Genomic DNA, 22,257 nt, shown 5'->3' on the forward strand with positions numbered 1-22,257 from the left:
CACCGCGGACGCCCCTCGGACGGGGTCGTGACCTGATCGATAGATTGACGCATGACCAGCGTCGCCGTGACCGTCCTGCCCGCCGCCTCGACCGCCGCCGCCTGGGGTGCCGAGCCCGCCCGGCGAGCCCTGGAGGAGTCGGGTGCCTGGGAGGTCCCGCTCGGCGACGACACCCGGATGATCGTCGTCGCGGGCTCGATCGACCAGGGCGAGCTGCGCCGGGCGATCGACGACCACCCCCGCGTCGCCGTCGTGCAGCTGCCGAGCGCGGGGGTGGACGTCCACGTCGACACGATGCGGGCGACCCGGCGGGAGGGGCTCGTCTTCACGAGCGCCAAGGGCGCCTACAGCGCCCCGGTCGCGGAGCACGCGCTGGCCCTGGTGCTGGCGACGCTGCGCTCCCTGCAGATCAGGGCCCGCGCCTCCTCGTGGGAGTCCGAGCAGCGGGGCGTCTCGCTGAACGGCGCGCACGTCGTCATCGTCGGCGCGGGCGGCATCGGCACGGAGCTGCTGCGGCTGCTGCAGCCCTTCGACGTGACGGTGACCATGGTCGTCCGCACCGCGCGCGAGGTGGACGGAGCCGCGCGGACGGTGACGACCGACCAGCTCGACGAGGTGCTGCCCGACGCGGACGTGGTCGTCGTCGCGGCCGCGCTGACCGAGGGCACGACCCGCCTCGTGGGCCGTCGACAGCTCGAGCTGATGCGCGACACGGCCGTGCTGGTCAACGTCGCGCGGGGCGCGCTCGTGGACACCGACGCGCTCGTGGAGGCGCTCGCCGAGGGCCGGATCGGCGGTGCGGGGCTCGACGTGGTCGACCCCGAGCCGCTGCCGGACGGGCACCCGCTGTGGAGCGAGCCGCGGGCGCTGGTCACGCCGCACCAGGCCAACACGGAGGAGATGACCGCGCCGCTGTTCCAGGCCCGGGTCAGGGCGAACGTCGAGGCGCTTGCAGGCGGGGGTGCGCCGGAGGGGGTCGTCGACGTCGACGCCGGGTACTGAGGCGCGGGGCGGGCTGCGCGGGGTGCGGGGTCGCCGGTCGCGGCGTCGGCGCTCGCGGTGGCGGCCCGCGTCGAGCGATCAGGAGCGAGGGGCCGATCCGGGGGAGGATCGTCGTGCAGGAGCACGCCGCTCCTGAACGCTCGACACGTCAGCGAGCCAGGCCGACAGGGAGGACGCCCGTGCCCCACGACCCAGACGTCGATCTGCTCGTCGAGGCGGTCGCGGCCGTGCACCGCGAGCTCGCCGCCCTGCCCGTGGTGCGCGGGCTGCTCGCGACGCGGCTGGTCGACGCCGGCACGTCGCCCCTCAGGGTCGCGGCCCGCGTCGGCGTGCGCCGGGTCGTCGTGCGGTCGTGGCTCGCGGCCTGGGCGGGGTCGACCGAGGCTCAGCGCGGCGACGCCGACTCGTTCCCGGTCGTGCTGACGGCGGGGGAGGAGGTCGACCAGCTGCGGGAGCTCCAGGGGGCGACGCGGCGGCTGACGGCCGAGCGGTCGGAGCTGGCGCTCGCCGCCGTGGAGGACGGCGCGACGATCGCTGAGCTCGCGGAGGCGACGGGCGCGACGGAGGGGCAGGTCGGTCGATGGCTCAGGGGCGAGCCGTCGCGCGGGCGCTGAGCCGCGACCCGCCGACGCTGCCCCCTGAAGGCTCGACGCCGAGCCGGGCGGCCCGGCCGCCGGGCGGCCCGGGCGGCGCGTGCGCGGCCGACGCACAGCAGTCCGCGGCCCGGGCGGCGTACCGTCGCCGACATGCCCCGCACAGACGACCGCTTCACCGGCCGCATCGCCGGCATCGGCACGACCTCCGGCACCCGCGTCGTCGTCGGCATGTGGCAGAGCTCCCCGCTGGGGCGGTTCAGCGACGTGATGGTCGAGTCGCCCGACGGCCACCGCACGCTGCTGGCCCCGACCGAGGTCGTCGCCGAGTACGTGTCGTCGACGTACACGTTCGACGAGGTGCGGGTGGTGCCCGTGGCCGTCCACCGCGTCGACGGCGGGCTGCGCATCACCGCGGGCGACCTCGACGTGCGCTTCACCGTCGGGGGCGTCTCGGCCCTCGGCATGCTGCTCCGGCTCGTCCCGCGGGGGCTCGCCACCCGCCCCGCGTGGCTCCGCCTCGTCGACCCGGTGGCCCGTGTGCTCGTCCGCGGAGCCCGGACGGCCGGCACCGCGGGCGGCGGCCGTCGCGAGTTCTACGGCGTGACCGTGGCCCGGCACGTGACGGCCGCCGAGGTGCGCGACGGCGACCGCCACCTGGGCACCCTCGCCCCGCTGTCGCCGCCGGTGCGCTTCGGCTTCGGCTCGGCTCCCGCGCAGCCGAGCCTCGTCGACGTCGTCAGCACGATCCGCCGCCCCTGACCCTCCGCCCGCGGGAATGCTCCGCGGCGTCGTCCGGTAGTACCTCGGTGACACGTCATCGCTCGCAGCACCCCAAGGAGAACCCATGACCACCGTCCTCGTCCTCGTCGGCAGCCTGCGCTCCGGCTCCACGAACGCCCAGCTCGCCGAGGCCGCCGCGCAGGTCGCGCCCGCCGGTGCGACCCTGACCGTCTTCGACGGCATCGCCCAGCTCCCCTTCTACAACGAGGACGTCGACGTGCCCGGGTCCGTGCCGGAGGCGGCGGTCACCTTCCGCTCCGCCCTGACCGAGGCGGACGCCCTGCTGGTCGTCACCCCCGAGTACAACGGCACCATCCCCGCGGTGCTCAAGAACGCCATCGACTGGGCCTCGCGCCCCTACGGCGAGAGCGCCCTGGCCGGCAAGCCGACCGCGGTCATCGGCAGCGCCTTCGGTCAGTTCGGCGGCGTCTGGGCCCAGGACGAGGCGCGCAAGTCGCTCGGCATCGCCGGCGCCCGCGTGCTCGACGACGTCACGCTCAGCATCCCCGGCTCGATCGAGCGCTTCGCGGAGGTCCACCCCTCCGACGACGCCGAGGTCGCCGAGCAGCTGACCGCGGTCGTCGCCGCCGTCGTCGCGTCGACGGAGCCCGCCGCGGCCTGAGCCCTCCGACGGGTCGACCCGGGGCCACGTCCTCGCGGTCGGCCCGTCGGGGTCGTCCCCCGCTCTCGGCACCGCCGGGGGACACCGAGGAGGCGCGGGTCGGGCCCCCGAGAGGAGCCCCGTCCGGGGCGTTGTGGTGCACGGGGCCATGGGATAGCGTCGGCTCGTCGCTCGACCGGGACGCCGACCCCTCGTCCCAGCCTCGTGACGCACCCTCACCCCGTGCGTCGACGTCGGGCGCGGCCACCCGAACCCCGACAGGACCCGACCCATGCAGGCCCTCCCGCCTGACCGTCACCGGCGCCCCGAACGCCCGACGGCTGCCTCGCCCGTGCCCGTGCACCGGCCCGCATCCTCCGCGCCCGCGCCCGCCGTGCCCGCGCCCGCCGTGCCCGCGCCCGCCGCGCCCGCGCCCGCCGCGCCCGCATCCTCCGCGCCCGCCGTGCCCGCGCCCCGCGCCCCGCGCCACCTCGCGACCGCGCCGGTCGACGCCGTGCCCGCCGCCCGCGTGCCCGCCGCCGTGCCCGCCCCCGCCCCCACGCCCGCCCCCGCCCCCGCGTCCTCTGAGCCCCCCGCCGAGTCCCGTCTCTTCGGCCGCGGCCTCCTCTACGTCGTCGTCTGGTCGTTGCAGCTCGTCGCCGGCACCGTCGTGTCGCCCGTGCTCGCGCACCTGCTCGGCGTCTCCGACTTCGGGGCGCTCGCCTCGGCGCAGGCGATCTTCCAGGTCGTCAGCGTGCTGGCCCTGCTCGGCCTCGACCAGGCCCTCGTCCTGCAGCACGCCGAGGACGGCGACGCCCGCGCTGCCCGCGGCCTCGTCGCCGTCGGCCTGGTGGTGTCGTTCGTGGCGACCGGAGCCGCCCTCGTCTCCGTGCCCCTGTGGGCCGGGGCAGCCGGGTTCGGCCCCGACCACGACCTCCTCCTCGTCGTCCTGCTGTGGACGGCGCCGTCCGCCGCCGTCCAGGTCATGCTCGCCCTCCTCCTCGCCGAGGACCGCTTCCGCGCCTTCGCGACGACGAGCATCGTGTCGGCCGTCGGCGGCCAGGTCATCGGCCTGACCCTCCTGCTGACGCTCGGGGGCGGCGCGCTCACCTACGCCTGGGGCAGCGTCGTCAGCCAGACGCTCGCGATGCTGCTCGGGCTCGTCCTGACCCGCCCGCGCCTCCAGGGCCTCGTCGACCGCGGCGTGACCCGTCGCGCGATCGCGTTCGGCGTGCCGCTCGCCCTCGCGAGCCTCGCCTACTTCGTGCTCAACGCCGGCGACCGGATCGTGCTGCAGCGCCTGCTCGGACCGGACGCCGTCGGCCAGTACCAGGTGGCGTACGTGGTGGGCTCGTCGGTCATCCTGATGCTGTCGTTCACGTCGAACGCCTGGGCCCCCCACTTCGCCCGCATGCGCGACGCGGTCGAGCGCACCGCCCTCGCCGTCCGGTCGCGCGACGAGATCTACCGCCTGCTGAACCCCGTCGTGCTCGCGATCACGCTGGTCACGCCGTTCGCGATGCCGATCCTCGTGCCGGCGAGCTTCGACCCGACGAGCCTCGTCGTGGTCGTCTGGGTGGTCGCCCTGACCGCCTACCCGGCGACGGCCGGCGGAGCCAGCGGCCGCCTCCTCACGATCGAGCGCAAGGCGGGCACGATCGGGGTCATCACGGCCGTGGCGGCGGCGGTCAACGTCGGCCTGAACTTCCTGCTCGTGCCGCTGCTCGGCATCCTCGGCGCGGCGGTCGCGACCGTGATCGCGTACTCGGTGCTGTCGGCGCTGCAGCTCCGCGTGCTGCCCACCCGGGCGAGCTGGCGCGGAGCCCCCGCGCCGCTGCTGTGGTCGGTGCTCGCCACGGTCGTCGTCGCCGGAGCCTCGACCCTGCTGCCCCAGACCCTCGAGTGGAACCTCGGCCGCGTGGCCGTGGCGCTCGCCTGCCTGCCCTGGTTCTTCCGGCGGTTGGCGGCGGCCCGCCGGGGCCCCCAGCCCGAGGGCCCCGAGGAGGCGCGGGTCGAGCCCGCCGCGGACCCCGGGGAGTCGCGGGTCCAGCCCGCCGAGCACCCCGGGGAGGCGCGGGTCCAGCCCGTCGCGGACCCCGAGGAGTCGCGGGTCCAGTCCGCCGCCGCCGCCGCCTCCGCCCCGCCGCCCGCCCCGCACCCCGCCCCCGAGGAGACCCCGTGACCCGCACCCCGCACCCCGCCGACCCGGCGCCCCGGCGGGTGGTGCTCGTCGAGCTCTCCCGGCCCCTGCCCGACCTCGTGGCCGACCACCGGCACGCGACCGCCCTCGTGGTCGCGACCTGGCACGGGCGCCCCGTGGGGTCGCTCGAGCTCGCGCTCGACGGCGACCCGGAGGTGACGCGGGGACGGCTCGCGCCGCTGCTCGCGCTCGTGCCCGAGGCGCGCGCCGCGGAGCAGGCGCGACCTCCCCGCCTCCCCGACGACCGCCTCCCGAGCGTGACCGTGGTGGTGTCGACCATCGTCGCGCGTCGGGAGGACCTCGAGCTGATGCTCGACGGCTTCGCCCGGGTCGACCACCCCGACGTGGAGTTCCTGATCGTCGACAACCGGCCCGTGCTGCCGGCCGACGACGTGCTGCCCGGCCTCGTCGCCGGGCGCGACCGGGTGCGGGTCGTCCACGAGCCCCGCCGGGGCATCTCGGCCGGGCGCAACGCCGGGGTCGCCGAGGCCCGCGGCGAGATCGTCGTCTTCACCGACGACGACGTGCGGGTCGAGCCCGACTGGCTCCGCGAGCTGACGCGGCCCTACGTCGACGACCCGTCGATCGACGCCGTGACCGGGCTCATCCTGCCCGCCGAGCTCGACACCCCGGCGCAGGTCTGGTTCGAGCGGTACTACGGCGGCTTCAGCGGCGAGCGCACCTGGCAGCCGCTCGTGCTCACCCCGGAGCGGGCCGCGGGCGGGCTGCTCACCGGGGCGCGCGTCCGCGTCGAGGCCGACGGCGAGCTCGTCCGGCGCTTCGCCGTCTACGGCGTCGGGGCCTTCGGGGCGGGGGCGAACATGTCGTTCCGCCGGAGCGCCCTGCACCGCATCGGCGGCTTCGACCTGGCCCTCGGCACCGGCACGCCGGCCCGCGGCGGCGAGGACCTCGCGGCCCTCGTCGGCGTGCTCTGGACGGGCGGGCGCATCGCGTACGAGCCCGGCGCCGTCGTCCACCACCGGCACCGCCGCGGCACCGACGAGCTGCTGCACCAGCTGCGCGGCAACGGCCTCGGCTTCACGGCGATGCTCACCGGGCTCGTGCTGCGCGACCCGCGGCACTTGCTCGGCCTCGCCTGGCAGCTGCCCCTGGCCGTGCGGTCGATGGCCGTCCAGAGCGTGCGTCGCATCGGGGGAGGCGCGGGGCCGGTCGTCGAGGACGCCCCGGCCGGTGCCCCCGCCGTCGGCGACGCCGCAGACGCCGACCACGGCTACCCCCGGTCGCTCGTGCTCTCCGAGCTGCGCGGCTACCCGTCCGGGCCCCGCGCGTACCTGGTGAGCCGTCGCGCCGCGCGGCGGAGCTCGTGGGTCGCGCCGGTCGACGAGCCGACGTGGCCCGTGCGCGGCCGGGCAGGTCGAGCAGGCCGTGCCGGCCGGGCCGCGGACGGCACCGCGACCGCGCCGGCGACCGGGGCCGGCGTCGGCGACCCGGCCCGCGACTCCCTCGTGCCCCGGCCGTGACCGAGGGGCGGCCCCTGCGGGTGCTGACGACCGTCGAGACGCTCGCGCCGGTCGGCGGCGTGGAGGTCTGCACCCTGCAGGACGTCGCGGGGCTGGCGTCCCGCGGGCACGACACGACGGTGCTCTGGCACGTCGACGGCGAGCACCGGGCGGCCTACGAGGCCGTCGGGGCGACGCTGCGCGGGCCGTTCCGGTTCGACGCCGCGCCGAGGAGCGCGCTGCGCGACCTGGCGGCGTTCGGCCCGTCGGTCGCGGAGGCCCGGCGGGCCCGGGCCGACGTGCTCTGGCTCAACCGCCCCGAGCAGATCGTCTGGGCGCAGGTGGCACGACGTGCCGCGGGCCTGCCCGTGGTCGCGCACCTGCACCACCTGCCGAACTACGCCCGGACCCGCCTCGTCATGTCGGGGGTCGCCCACTTCGTGGCCGTCTCGCACTACATGGCGGCGGTCTGGGTGACCGCGGGCCTCGAGCCCGAGCGCGTCACGGTCGTGCACAACGCGGTCGACCCGGGCGACTACCCGCTCGGCGGGCCGCCCGACGCGGAGACCGCGCGGGCGGCGCTCGGGCTCGACCTCGCGCCGGGCGCCCGCGTCGCCCTCGCCTACGGTCGGCTGACCGCGGGCAAGGGCGTCGACGCGCTCGTGAGGGCGTGGGGTCGGCTCGCGATCGACCCGCGCCGGGCCGTGCTCGTGCTCGCGGGCCCGGAGCCCGACCACGCCGTCGCGGAGGCCCTCGACGCGCTGCCGCCCGGCAGCTGGCGCCGGCTCGGGCTGCAGGGCGACGTCGTGCCCCTGCTGCACGCCGCGGACGTCGTGGTGATGCCGTCGGCCGAGCCGGAGGCCTTCGGCCGCGTGCTGGTCGAGGCGATGTCGACCGGGCGGCCCGCGGTCGCGACGGCGGTCGGCGCCGCCCCGGAGGTGCTGACCGGCGAGTTCGCGCGCTTCCTCGTGCCGCCGCGCGACGAGGCGGCGCTCGCCGCGACGGTCGGCGCGGCGCTCGGGTGGCGCGAGGTCGACCCGGGGCTCGGCGGGCGGGCGCGCGAGCACGTCGCGACGGCCTTCCCCCACGGGCGCCACCTCGACGAGCTCGAGGCCGTCCTCCGTCGGCACGCCCGCGCGCGCTGACCGGTCCGGGGCCGGGCGGTACGGTGCGGTACGGCTGCGCCAACCCAGGATTTCGTGACGGCGAACATGTCTGATCAGCCCTTTCCGTGCGTTCCGACCCTCAGGGCCGTGCCAGGATCGTCGAGTTCCGCCGGGCGACGACGCCTCGTGCTCGTCTCCTCGAAAGGTCGTCCGTGAGCGTCTGGGCCCTCCTCCTCATCGCCGTCGGCGTCTCCGCCGACGCCTTCGCCGTCGCCCTCGGCAAGGGCCTCCACCTCCGGGCGCGGGCGCTGCGGAACGCCGTCGTCATCGCGCTCGCCTTCGGCGCCGCCCAGGCCCTGATGCCGCTGATCGGCTGGCTGCTGGGCACCGCCTTCGCCCCGGTCATCTCCGGCGTCGACCACTGGATCGCCTTCGGCCTGCTCGGGCTCGTCGGCGGCAAGATGATCTGGGAGGCCGCCAGGGCCCACCCCGACGACGACGTCGACGCCGACCGGGTGCCGCTGCGCGAGCTCGTCGTGCTGTCGGTGGCGACGAGCATCGACGCGCTGGCGGTGGGCGTGACGCTGGCGTTCCTGCCGGTGTCGATCGGCGCGTCGGTCGCGCTCATCGGCGTCACCACGGCGGTGCTGACGTTCGTCGGCGTGCTCGTCGGGGCGAAGGTGGGGGCGGCGCTGGGCCGCCCGGCCGAGATCGCGGGCGGCGTCGTGCTCGTGCTGATCGGGACGAGCATCCTGCTCGAGCACCTCGGCGTGCTCGCGTAGCGCGGGTGCGGCCGGGCGTCGAGCGTTCAGGGGCGAGCTGCGCCGCGGGGCCGCTGACGGCCCGGGAGGCCGCTGCTCCCTGAACGGTCGACGGGCGCCGCGGCCCGCGTCAGCCGTCGTACCGGTCGATCGTCGCCCAGTCGATCTCGACGTGCCCCCCGCCGTCCGGAGGCGTCTCGCCGGCCGCCTCGACCTGCATCACCCAGTGCATCGACGCCGTGGGCAGCGCCTCGCTCGTGGTCGCCCACACGCGGTCGTCGACGAGGTAGTCGATCCGGTCGGGCCGCCACTCGATCGTGTACGTGTGCCAGCCGTCGAACGAGATGCCGGTGTCGCCGACGAACGAGTTCACCGACGGGTCGCCCGGCGTGTGGTTGTACCCGCGCACGGTGCCGTCGAGGCGCCCCTCGGGGAAGTCGACCTCGCCGTCGTCCCAGTCGTTGTCGTCGCTCCAGAGCAGGAAGGCCGCGTAGAACCCGGGCACCGCGTCGGCGCGCATCCGGACGCTGAACCGCCCGTGCACCTGCCCGCCCCACTCGCCGCCGACGAGCGGCACCACGGCCGCGCTCGTGACGGCACCGTCGCCGGCCGACACCGCGAGGTCGAGCACGCCGTCGCGCACCGACACCGCGTCGGCGCGGTAGTCGCCGATGCCCGACGTGTCGGTGAAGCCGTCGTAGGCGACCCAGCTGTCGTCGTACCGACCGGGGAAGCGCCCGGCCGTCACCGGGTGCGCGAAGTCGTCCGAGAAGGTGCGCGTCCAGCCGGGCCCCGAGCTCGTCGGCATGGCCTGGCCGCTGCCCGACGGACCGTTGCCTGCGGCGGCCCCCGCCCCCGTCCCGCCCCCGGTCGACGGCGCAGGCTCGGCCGTCGGGTCGCCCGCCGAGCCCGTCGGCTCCGGGCTCGGCGTGCCGGAGGGTCGGTCGGTCACGTCGGGGTGCCTCCCAGGCGTCGAGGTCGAGGTCGAGGTGGGGCCGCCCGCGTCGTCCGCCTGCCGCGCCGTGCTCGTCGACACGGTGGCCGCGACGGCCACGGCGACGGCGGCGAGCAGCACGGCGCCGACGACGACGCGCCTCGGGCGCGGGGGTCTGCGGGGCACGCGTCTCAGCTCTCCGGCCGTCCGCGTCGGGGTCGCCGCGAGCAGCTCGCGGCCGGGAGGGCCGTCGACAGCCTCGCCGCAGGGGGCTCCGCGGTCAAGCCGAGCGGCCGCCCTGCCCGCAGAAACGCCTGCTTGCCACCCGTTCGAGGGTCGCGGGGCCTCCGGGGTGCCGAGCTACACTCACAGGACCGGCAGGCTACCCGCGCCCGCCGTACCCGAACGACGCCGGCCTCGACCGTGCGTGCCCGCGACCCCTCCGCCCCGCCCCACCCAGGCTCGGCGGGCGAGCACGTCCCTCCCCGCCGACGGCAACCCCTGGAGATCGCTCGTGCCCCGAGTCGTCCCCGTCACCGTGAGCGCGCGCCCCGACGGCGTGCACCCCGAGCTCCCGCGCGACGGAACCCCCCTTCCCGTCCCGACGATGGGCCCTGCGCCGCGCCTCGCGGCCGCCGCGCTCGTCGCCCTGACCCTCGTCGCCCTCGGCGTCGCGCTCGTCGCCGACCTCGTCGTGCTGCGCCAGGCGACCGCCACGGTCTTCCTGCTGCTCGAGCTCGGCGTCGCGCCCGCGCTCCTCGCCCGCCCGCTGCGCGCCTCCCGCTTCGTCCTGGTGGCCCTGGTCGGCGGCCTCGTCGCCGCGGTGCTGATCGGCATCACGATGGCGACGCTTCACGTCTGGGTGCCCGTGCCCGCGGCGGTCGTCGTCGCGGTCGCCACCGTCGTGATGCTGGCGGTGGCGGTGCGACGCGACCTCCGGGCACTCCGCGACGGGCGCCTCCCGCTGGCCCCGGTCGCCGAGAGCGGGCCCGCCGGCCGGACCGTCGACGGCGCGCACCCCGTGGACGCCCTGCACCCCGAGACCCCGGCGGAGGCGCGGGCCGCGTCGACCGCGCGCCTCCCGCTGGTGCCCCTCGCCACCGTCGCCGGGGTCGCCCTCGTGGTCGTGGCGTCGCTGCTCGTGCGGGGCGACCCGCCCCCCGGCGGCCTGCTGTCGATCGAGGGCCCGCTCTGGTGGGCCGGCCTCGTGCTGCTCGTCGCGGCCGCCGTCGTCGCGGTCGTGTCGCGGCGCAGCCCGGCGCTGCCCCTGACGAGCCTGAGCGGCGTCGCGGTGCTGTCGCAGGCGATCGCCTACGGCACCCCGACGATGGTCTCGGCGGCGCGGCACGTCGGTGTCGTCGAGTCGATCCGGGCGAACGGCGGCACCTCGACCGGCGTCGACATCTTCCAGTCGTGGTCGGGGCTGTTCGCGGCCGTGGCCTGGGCCGCCGACGTGGCGGGGCTCCGCGACGTGATGGTGGTCGCGACCTGGTGGCCGGTGATGATCAGCCCGCTGATCACCCTCGCGGCGACCGTGCTCGCGGCGCGCTTCCTCACCGACGAGGGGCGCGCCTGGATCGCCGGCGGGCTGTTCGGCCTGACGCTCACGCTCAACACCCTCTACTTCTCGCCCCAGTCGCTCGGCGTGGTGCTCTCGCTGTCGGTCTTCGCGCTGGCGCTGAGCGGCCGCCCGCCGATCTCGGGCGCGCGGCGTCGGTCGCGCCCCGCGTCGGTCGCGCCGTGGCGCCTCGCGGCCGTGCTGGCGCTGGGCTGTGCGCTCGCCGTCACGCACCAGATCTCGCCGTACCTCACCGTGGCGGCGCTGGTCGTGTTCGTCGCGTTCCGGCTGATCCGCCCGTGGTGGCTGCCGGCGCTGGTGCTGGTGCCCGCCGTGCTGTGGGCGCTGTCGAACGCGTCGGTGCTCGGCGCCTTCCTGCTGCCGACCGCCTTCGGCGACGTCGTGTCGAACGCGGCGCCGCCCGCGCACTCGGCCGCGACCCTGCCCGTGCCGATCGTCAAGACCCTCGCCTTCGCGCTGCCCGCGGCCGTGCTCGTGCTGCTCGGCCTCGTCGCCCTCGTGACGCTGCTGCTGCGCCGGCGCGACCGCCGCGCCTGGGCACTGGCCGTCGCGGCGATCAGCCCGGTGAGCCTGGTCGTCGCCACGAACTACGGCGCCGAGGGCATCTTCCGCGTCACGCTCTTCGCCGCCCCGTGGCTGAGCATCCTGGCCGCGGCGCTGCCGTGGCACCGGCTGCTGCCGGGGCTGGCCAGGTCGTCCGCCCGCGCCCGCCGGGGCGCCGCCGTGGTCGCGACGTCGGTCGCGCTGGTCGTCGTGGTGGGCGTGAACGTCTTCGGCGCGACCGCCCTCGACTGGAACAGGGTCGCGAGCGCCGACACGACGCGCGCGACCGCCCGCTACGAGGAGACCGCGGCCGCCGGCGCCGCCCTGCTCGTGCCCGGCACCGGCAACGCCACCCCCGGTGCCCGCACGGCCCGCTACGACCAGGTGCAGTACCTCACCCGCGAGGCTCTCGGCGGCTGGCCCGACACGTCGTCGTCGTACGACGCCGCCGCCGACGAGGCGCGTCTCACCTCGGGCCTCGAGGCGTGGGACGCGACAGAGCGCTGGGTCCTCGTCTCCGACGTCGTCGGCGCCTACGACGACCGGTACGGCTTCCAGTCGTACGACGACTACACCGAGCTCGCCGCGGCGTTCGCCGCCGACGGCCGCTGGGAGGCCGTCATGACGACGCCCACCGCCACCCTCTACCGACTGACCACGACGGGAGCCGGCGATGAGTGAGCCGACCAGCACGACCGCACCGAGCCCGGGGGAGTCGCGGGTCGGCACCCGCAGGACGCCCCGGCACCCGGCCCCCCGCGCCCTCCGCCTCGTGGCCGTCGCCGTCGCCGCGCTGGCCCTCGTGCCGCTGCTCGTCGGCGGGCCGCTGGCCGCGCCGGCCGAGGCCGCGACCACCGGCACCACGGCGCTGCCCGTCGCGCCGTCGCTGCGGCAGTCCGGCTGCACCGGGGGCACCACGCTCTCGGTGGTGGCGCACCAGGACGACGACCTGCTCTTCCAGAGCACGGCCCTCGGGGCCGACCTCCGAGCCGGGCGCTGCGTCACCACGGTCTACGTCACCGCGGGCGACGCGGGGCGTGCGTCGACCTACTGGCGCGGCCGCGAGGCCGGGGTCCGGGCGGCCTACGCGCAGACGCTCGGCGTGGCCGACACGTGGTCGTCGACGACCGTCTCGCTCGGCGGCCGAGCCGTCGGGCTCTCCCGCCTCGGCGGGTCGTCGAAGGTCCAGATGGTCTTCCTGCACCTCCCCGACGGTGGTCTCGACGGGAAGGGCTTCGCGGCCACGGGCCGGCAGAGCCTGCCCCAGCTGTGGGCGGGCACGGAGTCGCGCCTCAGCACCGTCGACGGGCTGACCAGCTACTCGCTCGGGGAGCTCCGCGCCCAGCTCGTCACGATCATGAAGGGGGTGGCCCCGACCAACGTCGACACCCTCGACCACGTCGGAGCGATCGACGACGGCGACCACCCCGACCACCACGTCGTCGCCTACCTGGCCGATGCGGCGCGGCAGCAGCTCACCACCGCGCCCGGCTTCGCGGGCTGGCGGGGCTACGGCCTCTCGCAGGCCCCGGTGAACCTCACCGACGACCAGGTGCGGGCCAAGTCGCTGGCGTTCTTCCGCTACGCCGCCTCCGACGACGGCACCTGCGCGAGCTGGGACGCCTGCTGGGGCCGCCCGGAGTACTCGTGGCTGTCGCGCGAGCAGACGGTCGGCACGCCGACCACGACCGCCCCGGGCGGAGGGCCGGTCACCACCACGCCCGTCACGACGACCCCGACCACCCCGACCACGCCCACGACCCCGGCGACCGACGTGACCGCGGGCGCGGTCGCGACGGCCAGCTCGGAGAACCGCGCCGACGGCCAGACCGCCGCGGCCGCGATCGACGGCGTGGCCGACGGCTACCCGGGCGTCGCCACCGCCGAGTGGGCGACGGTCGGCGGCCGCGCCGGCTCGTGGCTCCAGCTCACCTGGGCCTCGCCCCTCAGCGTCGACCGCCTGGTGCTGAGCGACCGTCCGAACGCCGACGACCAGGTGACGGGCGCGACCCTGACCTTCTCCGACGGCTCGAGCGTCACGGTCCCCGCGCTGGCCAACGGGGGAGGCGCGACCACGGTCTCGTTCCCGGCCCGCACCGTCTCGTCGGTGCGCGTCACGGTGACCGCCGTGTCGTCGACCACCCGGAACGTCGGCCTGGCCGAGGTCCGGGCGCAGTCGACCGCCGCCGTGAGCACGACGCCCGCCCCCGCCCCGACCCGGGTCGACGTCACGGCCGGCGCGGTCGCGACGGCGGCCTGGGACGACCCCTCGACGGGCCAGACCGCCGACAAGGCGATCGACGGCGTGGCCGACGGCTACCCGACCGCGCCCACGGCCGAGTGGGTCGCGCCGTGGGGCCGCACCGGCGTCACCCTCACGCTGACCTGGCCGACGGCGGTGACGACCGACCAGGTCGTGCTGCACGACCGGCCCAACGGCTCCGACCAGGTGACCGCCGGCACCCTGACCTTCTCGGACGGCTCGACCGTCGACGTGCCGGCCCTGGCCGACGACGGCTCGGCCACGACCGTGTCGTTCCCGAGCCGCAGCACCACGTCGGTGCGCTTCACCGTCACCGGGGTCAGCGCCAGCACGAGCAACGTGGGCCTGGCCGAGATCCGGGTGCGCGGCACGCGCTAGGCGAGCCGCGGGCGGTGCGGCCGGCCGCCTGGACGACGGGAGGCGCGGTGCCGACCGGCACCGCGCCTCCTCGTCGCTCCCGTCGACCGACGGGCGCCGCCTAGCGGCGGCCGAGCCGCCGCTCGCCGCCCGTGCCGAGCGTGTAGGGCAGGCTGTAGTAGGCGAACAGCTCCTGCTCGCGCTGCGCCTCGAGCTCGCCGTCGGTCTCGATCGACGGCGCCTCCTTCGCGAGCTTCTTGTCGAACTGCACCTTCAGGTGCTTCGGCGCGACGAGCGCGCCGTCGAGCGGCACGAAGACCAGACGGGTGCGGCCGAGGATGCCCACCTGCACGGCGGCGAACGACGGCACGTCGCTCGACGTGTCGAAGTAGATGCTCTCGAGCGTGCCGATCTTGTCGCCGGCGGGGTCGACGACCGCGAGGCCGACCCAGTCTCGGAGGTTCTCCGGTTCGAACATGGCGTGACCTCTCTGCCGCCCCGGCGTGGTCCGGGGTCGTGCGCCTCCGACGGTACCGGCCCGGCCCGCCGCGCGCCCCGCCGGGCGGCGGGTCGCGTCGAGCTCTCAGGAGACGGCGTGGCGGCGTGCCCCGGGTGGCACGATGGGCGCATGTCGCTCCTGAGCCCTCGACACGACGCCGCCGCCGCCGCGGAGCCCGACGCCGCCCGCGCCGACGCCGCGCGCGCCGGCACCGCCGCCCTCCGCCTGCTCGTGGTCGACGTGGCCGACGGCGGCCGCGACGACCCCGCGTTCGAGGCCGAGCTGCAGCGGCTCACCGCCTCCGTCGTCGCCGCCGCCGAGGCGGTCGGCCTCGTGGTCGACCGCGTCGCCGCGGAGCAGGCCGGCGACGACGAGCTCGGGCGTCGCCTGGCCGCGGCCGACGCGGTCGTGATGACCGGCGGCGAGGACGTCGACCCGTCGACCTACGGCGGCGACGTCGCCGACCCGCACGGCGGCCAGACCTTCCCCGACGCCGACCGGGCGCAGATCGCGCTCGTGCGGGCCGCCGTGGCCGCCCGCGTGCCGCTGGTCGGCATCTGCCGCGGCATGCAGCTCGTGAACGTCGCCCTCGGCGGCGACCTCGTGCAGCACCTCGACGGCCACGTCGCCGCCGACGTCGACGACAGCATGGTCGACCACGTCGTCAGCGTCGCCGACGACAGCAGCCTCGCCAGCGTGCTCGGGGCCACGACCCTCGACGTGCGAAGCTCGCACCACCAGGCCGTCGCCCGGCCCGGGCGGGGCCTCCGCGTGGTCGCCTGGGCGGAGGACGGCACGGCCGAGGCGATGGAGCACGAGGAGGCGCCCCTCTGGTGCGTGCAGTGGCACCCGGAGGACGCGGGGTCGCGCGGCACCGTCCTCACCGACCTGCTCGTCGCGGCGCGCGACGCCGCCCGCGCCGACCGGGAGCGTGCGCCCAGGGCGTAGCCCGGCCCGCTCGGGGGCCTTGCGGGCGGGGGAGGGGGCCGTGTCACACTGGACGGACAGCGCCCTCGTCGTGGAGCGGCAACACCCCACACCCGTCACATCTGACCCGCGACGAGTGCGCAGCGCCCCGGCCTCGGCCCCGGCGCGTCCCGACGCTCGTCGTCGTGCGCCTCCGTGCGGGAGAACGGAGGCCCTCGTGACCGACACCACCACCCGCCCCGCCGACCGGCCCGAGACCGAGCCCGTCCGCGTGCCCTCGACCTACACGGGCTCGATGCGCGTCAGCGACGTCGGCACGGCCGACCGGGCCGCCGAGGCCGCCGCCGCGCGCGGCACCGTCCACGTGCTCACCCCGTCGGCCGTGGTCGGCATCGCCGTGCTCGGCCTGTCGACCTTCCTCGCCATCACCACCGAGCTCATGCCGGTCGGCCTCCTGTCGACGATGAGCGTCGACCTCGGCGTCTCCGAGTCGCGCATGGGCGTGGTCGTCACGGTCTACGCGCTGGCCGTCGCCCTGCTCGCCCTGCCGCTCACCTGGGCCACGGCCCGCGTGCCGCGCAAGGCCGTGCTCGTGACCACGCTCGTCGGCTACACGGCGTCGAACCTCATCGTCGCGCTGGCCCCGTCGTTCGCCGTCGTCTGCGCCGGCCGGGTCGTCGGCGGCGTCGCGCACGCCCTCTTCTTCTCCGTGGCGTCGGCCTACGCGACGCGCATCGTGCCTCCTAGGCTGGCCGGCCGCGCGATCGCGTTCGTGTACTCGGGCAGCTCGCTCGGCTTCGTCATCGGCGTGCCGCTCGCGACGACGGTGGGCGACCACCTCGGCTGGCGGGCCGCCGTCGGGGCCGTGGCCGCCGCCTCCGCGCTGCTCGCCGTCGTCGCGGTGGCGTTCCTGCCCGCGGTGCGGGGCGAGTCGTACCCGCACGTCGGCTCGGTCCGGTCGTGGGCCCGCACCGGGCTGCTCGCCGTCGTCGTCGCCGACCTGCTGCTCTTCGCCGGGCACTACGTGGTCTACACGTACGTCGGGCCGTACCTCGTGACCGCGGGCCTCGGCGACGACGCGGTCGGCACGGCGCTGCTGGTGCTCGGCGCGACCGGCGTGGTCGGGCTGCTGACGGCGGGCGCCTTCGTCGACCGCGCCCCGCGGCAGACCCTCCTCGTCGCCGTCGCGACGATGGCCGTGGCCCTCGCGGCGCTGCCGCTGGTGCACGGCTCGCTCGTCGGCACCTTCGTCGTCGCGGGCGTCTGGGTCGCCGCGAACGGCACGACCGGCACCCTCTTCATGGCGGCCGCGATCCGCGCGGGCGGCGTCAGCCCCGACATCGCGGGCGCGCTGATCAACGCGGGCTCGAACGTCGGCATCGCCGGCGGCGCGGCGCTCGGCGCGCAGCTGACCGGGGTCACCGGCCTCGGTGCCCTGCCGTTCTCGGCGGCCGTGGTCGTCGCCGCGAGCTTCGTCGTGGTAGCGCTGGCCCGTCGCGGCTTCCCCCGCCACGGCCACGCGCAGGAGCAGCTGTCGACGTCGAGCCTCCGCACCATCACGTCGTCGGTCGCGGCCGTGACGGGCTCGGTGCCGGTGGTGCGCGGCACGGCGACGGGCTCCGGCCCGGCCGTCACGGGCGGCCGCCGCCGCTGAGCCCGGGCCCGACCCGACCCGACCCGACCCGGCCCGGCCCGACCCGACCCAGCCCGACCCAGCGCAGAGCGACGCCCCCCGCCCCCGCTCCCCGCGACCCGCCGCAACGCGGCGCAACGCGCCCCCGGCCGGAGGCGCGGTGTGGCATCGTCGTCGACGTGACCGACACCGAGACCCGCCCCAAGCAGCTCATCCTCAACCTGTTCGAGATGAACTGCGTCGGGCACATCACGCACGGCCTCTGGCGCCTGCCCGGCAACCACCGGCGCGAGTACACCGACATGGCGTACTGGATCGAGCTGGCCCGCCTCGCCGAGAGCGGCGGCTTCGACGCCGTCTTCCTCGCCGACGTGCTGGGCACGTACGACGTGTACGGCGACAGTCCCGCCCCGGCGCTGCTCGAGGGCATCCAGGCGCCGGCGAACGACCCGATGCTGGTCGTGCCCGTCATGGCCGCCGTCACCGAGCACCTCGGCTTCGGCGTCACGGCGTCGACGAGCTACGAGCCGCCGTTCGCGTTCGCCCGGCGCATGTCGACCCTCGACCACCTCACGAAGGGCCGGGTCGGCTGGAACGTCGTCACCTCGTACCTGCCGAGCGCCGCCCGCAACTTCGGCCTCGACGACCAGATCCCCAAGGAAGAGAGGTACGCCCGCGCCGCCGAGTACCTCGAGGTGCTCTACGCCCTGTGGGAGGGCTCGTGGGAGGACGACGCCGTCGTCGCCGACCCCGCGGCCGACGGCCTGGCTCCCGGCTCGGGCGTCTACACCGACCCGTCGAAGGTGCACGCGATCGACCACGTGGGCCGGTTCTTCCGGGTCGCAGGCCCGCACCTCAGCGAGCCGTCGCCGCAGCGCACCCCGGTGCTCTTCCTCGCGACGGCGTCGCCCACCGGCGTCGCGCAGGCCGCCCAGCACGCCGAGGTGGTGTTCACCGGCGGCCGGGCCGTGCGTCAGGTGGCCGAGGCGACGCGCGCCGCGGCCGTCGAGGTCGGCCGGTCGGCCGACGACGTGTCGTTCATCGTGCAGGCCGGCGTCATCACGGCCGAGACCGAGGAGGCGGTGGCCGAGAAGCTGGCCCTCTACCGGTCGTTCGCGAGCGAGCAGGGCGCCCTCGTGCACCGCAGCGTCCCGTTCGACGCCCCGTCGCACCCGCGCGACCGCACGGTGCGCGAGGCCCTCGAGGCGGAGGGGCGGCTCGACCACCCCGGGGCGGCGGCCCTGCCGCTCGACATCACGGTCGGGCAGCTCGTCGACAGCGTCGACGAGGCCTGGGGCGGCGCGTTCTTCGTGGCGGGCACCCCGACGGTCGTCGCCGACGAGATCGAGCGCTGGCTCGACGAGGAGGGGATCGACGGCATCAACCTCCGTCAGTACCACTCCTTCGACACGCTGCGCGACTTCGTCGAGCTCGTCGTGCCCGAGCTGCGGCGCCGGGGCCGGGTGCGCGAGGCGTACGTGCCGGGGCAGACCCTGCGTGAGCGGTACACCGGGGGCGGCCCGCGCCTCCCCGACTCCCACCCCGCGGCGGCGCGCCGCCGCTGACGGGGGCGTGCAGGAGGCGGTGGTCGCGCCCCGGGGGCGTGCCCTGCCTAGCGGGCGGTCCCGGCCCGGTACCGCGCCGGGGTCGGCGGCACGCGCAGCCAGGCGGTGCGGCTGACGCCGTCGCGTGAGACCCACTCGACGAAGACGGTGCCGAGCACGGCCAGCTCGTCGAGCTCGCCGGGCGTGGCGATGCCGACGGAGGCGCCGCGACGGAGGGACGACGCGGTGCGGACGACGTCGTTCGGCAGCTCGACCGACACCCGGCGCGGCGTCTGGCCGCCGATCGCGCGGAGCACGAGGCAGGTGCCGAGGGGCACCGCGGGGTCGCTGCCGTCGTTCGGCGACTGCAGGTAGGTGAGGTAGAAGCGGGGGGCGCTGCGGCGGCGGAGGGCGACGACGCGCTCGGGCCGGACGGAGGCGGGGTCGACGCGGGGGCGGGTCCGGCCGCGGGCGCCGAGGCGCGCGCCGGTCGCGGTGACGCCGTCGGCGTCGGAGCTGGTGGTGCTCATGCTGGAGGGTCCCCTGGTCGTGGTGGTGCGGCGCCGTCCTGTCGGCGCATGCCAAGGCAACCGCACGGCCGGTGTCCGCGCAACGGAGGACACGGGCCCAGTTGGGGGGACACCTCGGCCCCAGAGCAGGGGGGCGGCCACCTCGGGCGCACGGAGTGAGCGCTCACGTAGACTGGTCACCGCCATCCGAGCCGAAGGAGTCTCATGCACAACTGGGCCGCCAACGTCGAGTACTCGACGACCGACCTCCGCCGTCCGGCCACCGTCGACGAGCTGCGCGACGTCGTCGCCTCCAGCCGCCGCGTGAAGGCCCTCGGCTCGCGCCACTCGTTCAGCCGCATCGCCGACACCGACGGCGTGCTCGTCTCGACCGAGGCGCTGGGCGTGCCGATCGAGCTCGACGCCGACCGCGACGTCGTCCGCGTCGGCGCGGCCGCCACGCACGCCGTGCTGGCCCGCGAGCTGCAGCGCCACGGCCGGGCCCTGCCCAACCTGGCCTCGCTGCCGCACATCTCGGTCGCCGGGGCCGTCCAGACCGGCACCCACGGCTCGGGCGTCGGCAACCCGGCCCTGTCGGCCTCGGTCAGCGCGGTCGAGATCGTCCGGGCCGACGGCTCGCTCGACGTCGTCCGCCGCGGCGACGAGGCCTTCGAGGCGACGGTCGTGGGCCTCGGCGCCCTCGGCGTCGTGACGGCCCTCGAGCTCGACACCGTGCCGACGTTCGACGTCGTGCAGACCGTCCACCAGGGGCTGCCCTGGGCTGCCGCACTCGAGCAGCTCGACGCCGTGCTCGCCCACGCCTACAGCGTCAGCCTGTTCACCCGCTACACCGGCGACGACGTCGAGCAGGTCTGGAGCAAGGCCCGCGTCGACGGCGTCGGCTCGTCGGGCCTCGACCTCCGCGAGCTCGGCGCGCGCCCGGCCGAGGCCGCGCTGCACATGCTGCCCGACACGGCGGCCGATGCCGTGACGCCCCAGCTCGGCGAGCCCGGGCCGTGGCTCGACCGGCTGCCGCACTTCCGCGCCGAGTTCACGCCGAGCGCGGGGGAGGAGATCCAGAGCGAGTACCTGGTGCCCGCCGAGCACGCGGCCGCGGCCGTCGAGGCGCTCCGGGCGATCGGCGACCGGCTCGCCGAGGTCATCTTCGTCAGCGAGATCCGCACGGTCGCGCCCGACGCGGCGTGGCTGAGCCCGAGCGGCGGCCGGCAGAGCGTGGCCTTCCACTTCACCTGGCGGCGTCAGGCGGAGGCGGTGCTGGCGGTGCTGCCGCTGGTCGAGGAGGCGCTGGCCGGCTTCGACGCGCGACCGCACTGGGGCAAGGTGGCGACCCTCGACCACGAGACGCTGCGCGCCCGGTACCCTCGCCTCGACGACTTCGCGGCGCACGCCGCCGCCGTCGACCCGGAGGGCCGCTTCCGCAACGCCCACCTCGACACCGTCGCCCTCGGAGGACACCGTGCCTGACGCCACCACGACCACGCCCACCACGACCCGCTCCGCCGGCCCGGTGCCCGTCAGCGGCGCGCCCGTCTCGCTCGAGCACGGCGCCTACCGGGCCGAGCTCGCGGCCGTCGGCGCGACCCTCCGCAGCCTGACGCACGACGGCCGCGACCTCGTCGTCCCGTTCGCCGCCGACGTGGTCCGCCCGCTCTACCGCGGGGCCGTGCTCGCACCGTGGCCGAACCGCATCGTCGACGGCGCCTACGAGGAGGCGGGCGAGACGCTGCAGCTGCCGCTCACCGAGGTCGAGCGGGGGCACGCCCTGCACGGGCTGGTCGGCTGGGCCGAGTGGCGCGTGGAGTCGAGCGAGCCGCACCGCGCCTCCCTCGTGACCGAGCTCGCCCCGAGCGACGGCTACCCCTGGCGCCTGGCGCTCCGCGCGACCTACGAGCTCGGCGACGCCGGCCTCACCACGACCGTGGAGGCCACCAACGTCGGCCTCGGGGAGGCGCCGTACGGCGTCGCGCCGCACCCGTACCTCGTCGCCGGCGAGGGCCGGGTCGACGACTGGGCCCTCACCCTGCCGGCCGACAGCTACCTCGAGGTGACCGACGACCGACTCGTGCCGACGGGCGTGCACGGGGTGACCGAGCGCGAGGGCTTCGACTTCCGCGAGGGGCGCGTCGTCGGCGACACCTTCGTCGACCACGCCTTCACCGAGCTCGCCCGCACCGGCGAGGGCCAGGTCGCGACGGCACGGCTGACCGCGGCCGACGGCCGGGGCGTCGAGATGACCTGGGGCCCCGAGCTGCCCTGGGTGCAGGTGCACACGGCCGACCGCCCGGAGCGCGAGAACGACCGCGTCGGCCTCGCCGTCGAGCCCATGACGTGCCCGCCCGACGCCTTCACGAGCGGCATCGACCTGGTGCGCCTCGCTCCGGGCGAGAGCCACGTCGCGAGCTGGACGATCACCGCGATCTGACGCCGACGGCGCAGGCGCCCGGGCGCTCGAGCGCCGGCGCCCGCCGGCCTACGCGCTGAGCGCCTCGCGGCCGAGCGGCTCGGACTGCCAGGTGACCGCCGACACCGTCCCCGTCGACAGCCGCAGCAGGGCCGCCTCGAGCGCTCGGCGGGTGCGCCGCCCGGCCAGCTCGTCGCGCACCACGACGTCGAAGCGCAGCAGGTCGGGCAGCTCCGTGAGCAGCACCGTGCCGGCGTCGGCGAGCTGGACGAGGTACTGCCCCTCGTCGACGCGGGCGGCCGCGTGCTCGGCCAGCAGGCGGCGGGACAGCCAGAACAGGCCGGCGCTGTCGTGCGCGGTGTGGACGGTGGCGGTCACGGCGAGCATGCAGTCATGGTGCCTCGTCATCCGCTCAGGCCCGTGAACGCCGTGTTGCGAACGTGTGAACCATGCCGGATGCGCGGACGACTTGACATCGGACTCACGCTCATTCAGTATTGCCCCGAACCACCCGATGTGAGCGCTCACATGACAGTGATCG

Annotated in this window: 19 protein-coding genes; 15 read left to right on the forward strand and 4 right to left on the reverse strand. The window is 76.4% G+C overall.

What is annotated here, in order from left to right; all coding sequences use genetic code 11:
• The first annotated feature begins 51 nt into the window (after positions 1–51).
• The 8 genes from JOE43_RS06740 to JOE43_RS06775 all read left to right on the forward strand — a co-directional run bounded on the left by JOE43_RS06740 (position 52) and on the right by JOE43_RS06775 (position 8,527).
• Positions 52–1,002, forward strand: coding sequence for an NAD(P)-dependent oxidoreductase (locus JOE43_RS06740; protein ID WP_209516167.1), 951 nt, complete (start codon positions 52–54; stop codon positions 1,000–1,002).
• Between the two features lie 179 nt (positions 1,003–1,181).
• Entirely contained in the window at positions 1,182–1,616 is a 435-nt protein-coding gene (locus JOE43_RS06745) for a hypothetical protein (RefSeq protein ID WP_209516170.1), read from the forward strand.
• Between the two features lie 132 nt (positions 1,617–1,748).
• The gene (locus JOE43_RS06750) at positions 1,749–2,357 is read left to right on the forward strand and encodes a hypothetical protein (RefSeq protein ID WP_209516182.1); all 609 of its coding nucleotides are present in this window, start codon (positions 1,749–1,751) and stop codon (positions 2,355–2,357) included.
• A gap of 85 nt (positions 2,358–2,442) precedes the next feature.
• Positions 2,443–3,000: an NAD(P)H-dependent oxidoreductase gene (locus tag JOE43_RS06755; protein WP_209516185.1), complete on the forward strand. Its 558-nt coding sequence runs from the start codon at positions 2,443–2,445 to the stop codon at positions 2,998–3,000.
• 373 nt (positions 3,001–3,373) lie between these two features.
• Positions 3,374–5,161, forward strand: a complete 1,788-nt coding sequence (locus JOE43_RS06760) for an oligosaccharide flippase family protein (protein ID WP_209516188.1) — start codon at positions 3,374–3,376, stop codon at positions 5,159–5,161.
• Positions 5,158–6,660, forward strand: coding sequence for a glycosyltransferase (locus JOE43_RS06765; protein ID WP_209516191.1), 1,503 nt, complete (start codon positions 5,158–5,160; stop codon positions 6,658–6,660). Before JOE43_RS06760 ends, JOE43_RS06765 begins: the two co-directional genes overlap by 4 nt.
• Before the next feature lie 20 nt (positions 6,661–6,680).
• A complete protein-coding gene (locus tag JOE43_RS06770) occupies positions 6,681–7,784 on the forward strand; it encodes a glycosyltransferase family 4 protein (protein ID WP_209516194.1) in 1,104 nt (367 codons plus the stop codon).
• 173 nt (positions 7,785–7,957) lie between these two features.
• Positions 7,958–8,527: a manganese efflux pump MntP family protein gene (locus tag JOE43_RS06775; protein ID WP_209516197.1), complete on the forward strand. Its 570-nt coding sequence runs from the start codon at positions 7,958–7,960 to the stop codon at positions 8,525–8,527.
• A 109-nt stretch (positions 8,528–8,636) separates the two neighbouring features.
• Here the strand turns inward: JOE43_RS06775 and JOE43_RS15925 are convergent, their stop codons facing one another.
• Positions 8,637–9,626 (reverse strand): glycoside hydrolase family 16 protein, encoded by a 990-nt coding sequence (locus JOE43_RS15925; RefSeq protein ID WP_209516200.1) that lies wholly within the window; start codon positions 9,624–9,626, stop codon positions 8,637–8,639.
• Positions 9,627–10,047: 421 nt separating this feature from the next.
• On the opposite strand from JOE43_RS15925, the gene JOE43_RS06785 reads away from it, so the two are divergent.
• Positions 10,048–12,243 (forward strand): hypothetical protein, encoded by a 2,196-nt coding sequence (locus JOE43_RS06785; RefSeq protein ID WP_209516203.1) that lies wholly within the window; start codon positions 10,048–10,050, stop codon positions 12,241–12,243.
• Entirely contained in the window at positions 12,236–14,203 is a 1,968-nt protein-coding gene (locus JOE43_RS06790; RefSeq protein ID WP_209516221.1) for a PIG-L family deacetylase, read from the forward strand. The genes JOE43_RS06785 and JOE43_RS06790 overlap by 8 nt, the downstream gene beginning before the upstream one ends.
• Positions 14,204–14,303: 100 nt before the next feature.
• Here the strand turns inward: JOE43_RS06790 and JOE43_RS06795 are convergent, their stop codons facing one another.
• The gene (locus tag JOE43_RS06795; RefSeq protein ID WP_209516224.1) at positions 14,304–14,660 is read right to left on the reverse strand and encodes a PRC-barrel domain-containing protein; all 357 of its coding nucleotides are present in this window, start codon (positions 14,658–14,660) and stop codon (positions 14,304–14,306) included.
• 150 nt (positions 14,661–14,810) lie between these two features.
• Here JOE43_RS06795 and JOE43_RS06800 point away from each other — a divergent pair, with 150 nt between their 5' ends.
• The 3 genes from JOE43_RS06800 to JOE43_RS06810 all read left to right on the forward strand — a co-directional run bounded on the left by JOE43_RS06800 (position 14,811) and on the right by JOE43_RS06810 (position 18,806).
• Positions 14,811–15,629, forward strand: a complete 819-nt coding sequence (locus JOE43_RS06800; protein WP_209516228.1) for a gamma-glutamyl-gamma-aminobutyrate hydrolase family protein — start codon at positions 14,811–14,813, stop codon at positions 15,627–15,629.
• 196 nt (positions 15,630–15,825) lie between these two features.
• Entirely contained in the window at positions 15,826–17,262 is a 1,437-nt protein-coding gene (locus tag JOE43_RS06805) for an MFS transporter (protein ID WP_209516232.1), read from the forward strand.
• Positions 17,263–17,420: 158 nt separating this feature from the next.
• The gene (locus tag JOE43_RS06810; RefSeq protein ID WP_307803267.1) at positions 17,421–18,806 is read left to right on the forward strand and encodes an NtaA/DmoA family FMN-dependent monooxygenase; all 1,386 of its coding nucleotides are present in this window, start codon (positions 17,421–17,423) and stop codon (positions 18,804–18,806) included.
• A 47-nt stretch (positions 18,807–18,853) separates the two neighbouring features.
• On the opposite strand, the gene JOE43_RS06815 is transcribed toward JOE43_RS06810, so the two are convergent.
• On the reverse strand, positions 18,854–19,315 hold the full coding sequence (locus tag JOE43_RS06815; RefSeq protein ID WP_209516233.1) for a hypothetical protein: 462 nt from the start codon (positions 19,313–19,315) through the stop codon (positions 18,854–18,856).
• A gap of 204 nt (positions 19,316–19,519) precedes the next feature.
• Here JOE43_RS06815 and JOE43_RS06820 point away from each other — a divergent pair, with 204 nt between their 5' ends.
• Positions 19,520–20,779 (forward strand): D-arabinono-1,4-lactone oxidase, encoded by a 1,260-nt coding sequence (locus JOE43_RS06820; RefSeq protein ID WP_209516236.1) that lies wholly within the window; start codon positions 19,520–19,522, stop codon positions 20,777–20,779.
• Positions 20,772–21,737, forward strand: coding sequence for an aldose 1-epimerase family protein (locus tag JOE43_RS06825; RefSeq protein WP_307803268.1), 966 nt, complete (start codon positions 20,772–20,774; stop codon positions 21,735–21,737). Before JOE43_RS06820 ends, JOE43_RS06825 begins: the two co-directional genes overlap by 8 nt.
• A gap of 48 nt (positions 21,738–21,785) precedes the next feature.
• On the opposite strand, the gene JOE43_RS06830 is transcribed toward JOE43_RS06825, so the two are convergent.
• Entirely contained in the window at positions 21,786–22,103 is a 318-nt protein-coding gene (locus tag JOE43_RS06830) for a hypothetical protein (protein WP_209516240.1), read from the reverse strand.
• Between the last annotated feature and the right edge of the window lie 154 nt (positions 22,104–22,257).

The organism is Frigoribacterium sp. PvP121, from assembly GCF_017833115.1.
In the GTDB taxonomy this organism is placed as follows: domain Bacteria; phylum Actinomycetota; class Actinomycetes; order Actinomycetales; family Microbacteriaceae; genus Frigoribacterium; species Frigoribacterium endophyticum.